The sequence below is a fragment of the Chryseobacterium taiwanense genome (assembly GCF_000813825.1).
GTDB lineage: Bacteria > Bacteroidota > Bacteroidia > Flavobacteriales > Weeksellaceae > Chryseobacterium > Chryseobacterium taiwanense.
Genome location: NZ_JWTA01000018.1, coordinates 112,384 through 118,383, shown reverse-complemented (window position 1 = coordinate 118,383; position 6,000 = coordinate 112,384). Strand labels below are relative to the sequence as shown.

Here is a 6,000-nt window from a genome sequence, read left to right as displayed (position 1 = left end):
AGAGAAAGCAGTTTCTCAAATCAAAAAAGACACCATACGACCTAATGAGAATGAAGATGCTTTCCAGGAACAGCTGAAAAAAGGAGAATTTTACAATGAAGCACTGAGAGAAGATCATGAGAGAATTAGTAAGATCAGTGAGAAAATCAGTGAAAAGAGTGCGGAAATTCAAAAGCTTGTAAAGGCTAAAAAAACTGAAACACCAGAATTTGAAGCCAAGCAAAATGAAATTGAAGCTTTATCTGATCAAATTGATGAAATTGTAAACTCAGAAAAGTATAAAAAGAATCTGAAAGCTCTTGAAGATCATTACAGCAGTGTTGAAAAATATTATGATTCTCCGGAATTTAAGATGAAAATTGCTGAAGCAGAAAAGAAAGCTAAAGAAGCCGAAGCGATGGTCAACTCTCCTGAATTTAAGAGAAAGATAGCAGAAGCCGAAAAAGCAGCGAAAAAAGCTGAGGCTATGGTGAATTCTCCTGAATTTAAAAGAAAAATAAAACAGGCTGAAAAGGCAGCAAGAAAAGCGGAGAAAGAAGCGGAAAAATTCTATAATGATGCTGAGAAAAGTAGACAGGATGCGGTAAAAAAATCAGCTGAGAATAAGCAAAAAATAACCCAAACAATAGAAGCAAGCAGAAGAGCATATGCTTTTGATGAAAAGTTTTCTAAAAACAGAGACTATGATAAAAAGCCGCTATCTGAAACTGAAAAAGAGCTGCTGAAAAAAGATGCAAAACAAATTCAGGAATTGCATCAAAATACACCTAATAAAAACAATTTTGCGATCTTTAAAGTAGAGAATAGTTTAAATAAGGTGGTTGATTTGTATGGTGTTAATATTGAAGATGATAATAATAAAAAATCTCCTGTAGGAAAAACAGCTTTATTTGCCATCAATGTAGATGTGCCTGAACTGTATGTTAATGGGAAAAAAGTAAGTAAAGAAGAGTTTATGGCGTATCAGAGCGATCCGAAAGACTTAAGCTCGCCTGCTAATATTAAGGTCTTTAAAGTAAGCCGTGTAGCGGGTGAAAATAATAGATCTTATGCCAAAAGAATGGAGATTATCACCTATTAATTTGTGAACAATGAAAAAACTTTTAGCCTTTAGTTTTATCTTGGTTGGGCTTATCGCCAACGCTCAGATCAACAGATTCTTTTATGAATATAAATTTATTCCGGACTCTAATGATAAAACAGATATAAAAACGGAGATGATGTATTTGGATATTAATAAGACCGGATCTTCTTATTACAGCCGTGATAAATATGTTGCTGATTCCACGCAAAGAGCAGATCTGGAGAAACAGATTAAAGCATTTTCAGGGAATATAAGCGTCAATAAAAGAGAAAAACCAGGGCAGGTTTCTTACAGAGTAACTAAATCTTATCCTGACTTTAAAACCTATCTTTTCAGAAGCATTTCCAGTGATTCTTATAAAATAAAAGAAGATAAAAAACCTGAATGGAAAATACAGTCTGATAAGCAAAAAATTGGGGAATACATGGCTCAGAAAGCCACCACAAGCTTTGGTGGAAGAGAGTGGATTGCCTGGTTTGCCAGTGATCTTCCTTTTCAGGATGGACCGTACACTTTTTATGGATTGCCGGGACTTATCGTGAAAATAGAAGATGTAACAGGTTCTCATGTCATGACTTTGGTAGGAAATAAAGTTCTTCAGGGTGATAAAACAGAAGAAAAAGAGCTTAGTTTACCCGAAAACATCAAGTTATTTGGAATGGGAGGTAAAGAAATTGAAGTGACGAAAGATCAGTTCAAAAAGGCATGGAAAGCTTATGTAAACGACCCTACGAAAAACATGAGAGAAATGATGATGAATAATAATGCCAACACCAAAATGGTTTTTAAAACGAAAACGGCTGACGGAAAAGAAATTTCAGATCCTAATCAGGTGTTCAGAGAAATGGAGAAAAGAACCAAAGAATCTCTAGCTAAAAACAATAATCCTATTGAACCGGATTTAGTAAATTAAAATACATATATTTTCTAGTAAAGCAGGATAAATCTTAAGTTTATTCTGCTTTTTTATTACGAATCAACCCCAATTTTAGTTTAAAAAATTATCTTTGAAAAAAATCAATATGAAGAGAATTATTTTTGGAATTTTTTCATTTTTCAGTGTTTTTATGCTGGCTCAGAACCAGCGTTTTATTTATGAATATAAATTTGTGACAGATTCTACAGATAGAAATACAACAGATCAGGAAATCATGTATTTGGATATCGCTAAAAAAGGATCAAAATTTTATAGCCAAAAACGCTTTGCAGCAGATTCAATAAGGGAAGATAGGATAGCAAAGAAAATGCGAGATTTTACCGGGATAGATTATGGAAAAATATCTTTTTCTGTAGAGAAATCTTATCCGGATTATAAAGTTTTATTTTTCAATCAATTAGATGTGGATTATTATAAAGTAAATGATCAGAGAAAACTGGATTGGAAAATACTCACTGAAAAAGAAAAAATCGGTGAATTCAATGCTCAGAAAGCAAATGTAAACTTTGCAGGGAGAAAATGGACGGCTTGGTTTGTCCCGGATCTTCCCATTCAGGATGGTCCGTATAAATTTCATGGGTTACCAGGAATGATCATTAAAGTAGAGGACAATACACAATCCCACTCTTTTGTTTTAAAAGGAATTACGAAAATTTCCAATAATCAGGAATGGAAAAGTGATGGGGAAAAGAAGATTTTCGGAAGCCTTTATGAAATTGATCAGGACAAATATAAAAAACAGTTTATGGATTATAGAAATAATCCTACCAAAGGAATGCGCCAGATGATGTCTGGAAATACGAAAATAACAATGATCGATGAAAGCGGGAAACCTTTGGATATGGAGAAAATTCTCAGAGATCGAGAAAAGAATGCAAAAGAAGAAAATGCAAAAAACAATAATGTTCTTGAGCTGTACTTACTCAAATAAACAAAAAGCGCGAAACTGAAAGTTTCGCGCCTTTTTTATTTAAACTTAAAAGAAAGATTCTATTAAGCTAATTTCTGAGAGTCTGCAACAAATTGAGCCAATCCGCTGTCTGTTAATGGGTGTTTCAACAAGCTCAAGATCGGAGGAAGTGGAGAAGTGATAACATCTGCACCAATTTTAGCACAATCAATAATATGCATTGAGTGACGGATAGAAGCTGCTAAGATTTCAGTTTCATACATATAATTATCAAAAATCAATCTGATTTCCTGAATTAAATTTAATCCGTCAGTAGTAATGTCATCTAATCTTCCCAAGAAAGGAGAAACATAAGTAGCACCTGCTTTAGCTGCTAAAAGAGCTTGTCCCGGAGAGAAAATCAAAGTACAGTTAGTTTTAATTCCTTTGTCAGAAAAATATTTTAACGCTTTGATACCATCCTTAATCATAGGGATTTTTACCACAATGTTTGGGTGGATTGCTGCCAATTCATCACCTTCTTTGATCATTTCTTCATAAGTTGTAGAAAGAACTTCCGCAGAAATATCTCCGTCTACGATCTCACAGATTGCTTTGTAGTGATTTTTGATCGCTTCAGCTCCCTGGATTCCTTCTTTTGCCATTAATGAAGGATTGGTAGTAACACCATCTAAAATTCCAAGATCTTTAGCTTCTTTAATTTGCTCTAAATTGGCTGTGTCAATAAAAAATTTCATTTGTTTTCTAGATTTATTTGTGCAAAGATAATCATTCCTTTGTGAGTGGAAAATTAATTTACGGCGAGATTCGGGATTCGTGTTCCGAGGCTTTGGGTTAAAATTATTACAATCAAAAATAAAGTTAGTTGTTGCAAGAAACAATTCCCCTCCTTTGGAGGGGTGGCAAAAATTCTTTGAATTTTTGACGGGGTGGTTAAAAACAGCTCAACAAAAATGAAGAAAAAATCATTACATTTATTTCAATGAAAAACCTGTTCACAGCCAGATTAGAAATCATCGGAATCAATCCTTTTGTATTTATTCCTGAAGAAATTTTAAAAGAAATTTTTGAAGTATCGGGAAGAAATAAAAGCCCGATTCCTGTAAAAGGGACTGTAAATGGAAAAGAATATACCCAAAATCTCATGAAATATCTGGGAGAATGGCGATTGTATATCAATATGATCATGTTGAAAGATTCACCGAAACGGATTGGTGAAAACATAGAAGTCTGTATTGAATATGATGCTTCGGACAGAGTGCTTTCCATTCATCCACAATTGGATCAGGCGATCAAAGAAAATCCTTTAGCTCAAAAGAATTTTGAAGAATTAATCCCTTCCAGAAGATCAGAACTTATTAAATATATTAATAACCTCAAGACAGAAGAAAGCATTCAACGGAATATTGAAAAAATTATCCGTCATTTACAAGGTGAAACCGACTTTTTCGGGAAGAAACTAAAATAAAAAAGGTTCAGAAAATGTTCTGAACCTTTACAACTATGAATTTAAAACTTTGCTAAGTTTTACAGCGTCCTGATTGCTAGGATCATACTGTATGGATTTAGCAATGTGCTCTTTGGCCTTATTAGGATCGTTTTTCTGTTCAGAAAAAGCAAGATAAAAATAAGCATATGCCAAGTTTTTCTTATTCTGTTCCACTTCTTCTGGTTTTACAGTGGCAACATATTTTTCATAAGCAATTTTTGCATTAATGTCATCTTTTGCAGCCTGATAAGCATAAGCCTGACTATAATATGACGGGGCCCAATCCGGTAATAAAACCGATATTTTTTTCCAGGTATCCACTGCATTCTTCCAATCTGAAGCTTCCTGATAAGCTGTTGCTAACTGTGCTAAAGCATTTACATCTTTCGGATTGGCCTCAATTTGTTTTTTTAGCCCATCAATGGTGGTAGTATCTCCAGTTTGAGATGTTTTTGCCGCAGCGTTTGTGTTGTCGGTTTGTGTCGTTTGAGCGCTAACAAAACCTAAACCTCCTGCGAATAATAAACCTAAGAATAAGCTTTTTGTGTTCATTTTAATCATTTTCATAATCTTATATTTTCGAGTTGTGCTGGGTAAAGTTCAATTATAATTCCACAAAACCTTAAATTTTAGAACCCTTAAGTTTTTTTAGAAAAAATTAAGAGGATTAAATGTTTTTTTATCGAAATTTTTGATTCGGGGCGGTTTCAGCTATCTTTGTATTTGAACTTTTTTAATCAATATATTTTATATGAACATCATATTGGCTTCAACTTCCACGCTTTTTGGTGGAGAGTATCTGGAATATTTAAGAGAAGAATTAATTCAATTATATAATGGAATAGACGAGATCGTATTTGTTCCTTTTGCAAGACCAAGCGGAATCTCTCATGATGAGTACACGGCAAAAGCACGTTCTTTCTTTGAAACAATCAATATAAAAGTGAAAGGGCTTCATGAGTTTGAAGATAAAACTGAAGCATTAAATAATGCAAAAGGATATTTTACAGGAGGCGGAAATACTTTCTTATTGGTAAAAACACTGCATGAAGAAGGTATTATGCCTGTTTTAAAACAAAATGTTGAAAGTGGAAAACCTTATTTAGGGTGCAGTGCCGGAAGTAATATTGGAGGACTGAATATGAAAACAACGAACGATATGCCAATTGTGTATCCGCCAAGTTTTGACTGTATGGGATTGGTTCCTTTTAATTTAAATCCACATTATTTAGATCCGAATCCAGATTTGAAGCATAATGGAGAAACAAGAGAAACAAGAATTAAAGAGTTTTTAACGCAGAATGATGTAAAAGTTGTAGGATTGCGTGAAGGAAATTGGATCAGAAAAATAGGAGATAAAATTACGGTTGAAGGGAATGAATTAACGAGAATTTTTGAAAAAGATAAAGAACCTTACGAGATAGAAACAGGTTCTGAACTGTAATTTTAATTATATTTGAACTAGAGAGTCTGATTTTGGATTATATTGAATAGTTAAGGATGCTTCGACTCCGCTCAGCATGACATTTCTAATACTAAAAAATTATTTTGTAACATGTCATGCTGAGCGAAGTGAAGCA

Annotated in this window: 7 protein-coding genes; 5 read left to right on the top strand and 2 right to left on the bottom strand. The window is 33.6% G+C overall.

The genetic code is table 11. The features are described from left to right. The 3 genes from RM51_RS19550 to RM51_RS17210 all read left to right on the top strand — a co-directional run. The coding region (locus RM51_RS19550; protein ID WP_228375829.1) for a hypothetical protein at positions 1-1,081 on the top strand (1,081 nt) is incomplete at its 5' end. Between the two features lie 10 nt (positions 1,082-1,091). Next, positions 1,092-1,997, top strand: coding sequence for a GLPGLI family protein (locus tag RM51_RS17215; RefSeq protein ID WP_039372489.1), 906 nt, complete (start codon positions 1,092-1,094; stop codon positions 1,995-1,997). 109 nt (positions 1,998-2,106) lie between these two features. Then, complete coding sequence (locus RM51_RS17210) at positions 2,107-2,952, top strand: GLPGLI family protein (protein WP_039372487.1); 846 nt, start codon at positions 2,107-2,109, stop codon at positions 2,950-2,952. A 62-nt stretch (positions 2,953-3,014) separates the two neighbouring features. Here RM51_RS17210 and fsa read toward each other — a convergent pair whose 3' ends face one another. Then, positions 3,015-3,668 carry a fructose-6-phosphate aldolase gene (gene fsa, locus RM51_RS17205; RefSeq protein WP_039372485.1) on the bottom strand — a complete coding sequence of 218 codons (654 nt, stop codon included), beginning with the start codon at positions 3,666-3,668 and terminating at the stop codon, positions 3,015-3,017. 245 nt (positions 3,669-3,913) lie between these two features. Here fsa and RM51_RS17200 point away from each other — a divergent pair, with 245 nt between their 5' ends. After that, positions 3,914-4,399: a YdeI/OmpD-associated family protein gene (locus RM51_RS17200; protein ID WP_039372481.1), complete on the top strand. Its 486-nt coding sequence runs from the start codon at positions 3,914-3,916 to the stop codon at positions 4,397-4,399. A gap of 33 nt (positions 4,400-4,432) precedes the next feature. Here the strand turns inward: RM51_RS17200 and RM51_RS17195 are convergent, their stop codons facing one another. Next, a complete protein-coding gene (locus RM51_RS17195; RefSeq protein ID WP_039372478.1) occupies positions 4,433-4,987 on the bottom strand; it encodes a tetratricopeptide repeat protein in 555 nt (184 codons plus the stop codon). Positions 4,988-5,171: 184 nt separating this feature from the next. On the opposite strand from RM51_RS17195, the gene pepE reads away from it, so the two are divergent. Beyond that, positions 5,172-5,864: a dipeptidase PepE gene (gene pepE, locus RM51_RS17190; protein WP_039372475.1), complete on the top strand. Its 693-nt coding sequence runs from the start codon at positions 5,172-5,174 to the stop codon at positions 5,862-5,864. Positions 5,865-6,000 lie beyond the last annotated feature (136 nt).

Bases quoted from the DNA above. Each gene is read 5' to 3' on its own strand.
- RM51_RS17215 (WP_039372489.1), top strand. From the start codon at position 1,092: ATGAAAAAACTTTTAGCCTTTAGTTTTATCTTGGTTGGGCTTATCGCC.
- fsa (WP_039372485.1), bottom strand. From the start codon at position 3,668: ATGAAATTTTTTATTGACACAGCCAATTTAGAGCAAATTAAAGAAGCT.
- RM51_RS17200 (WP_039372481.1), top strand. From the start codon at position 3,914: ATGAAAAACCTGTTCACAGCCAGATTAGAAATCATCGGAATCAATCCT.
- pepE (WP_039372475.1), top strand. From the start codon at position 5,172: ATGAACATCATATTGGCTTCAACTTCCACGCTTTTTGGTGGAGAGTAT.
- RM51_RS17210 (WP_039372487.1), top strand. From the start codon at position 2,107: ATGAAGAGAATTATTTTTGGAATTTTTTCATTTTTCAGTGTTTTTATG.
- RM51_RS17195 (WP_039372478.1), bottom strand. From the start codon at position 4,987: ATGAAAATGATTAAAATGAACACAAAAAGCTTATTCTTAGGTTTATTA.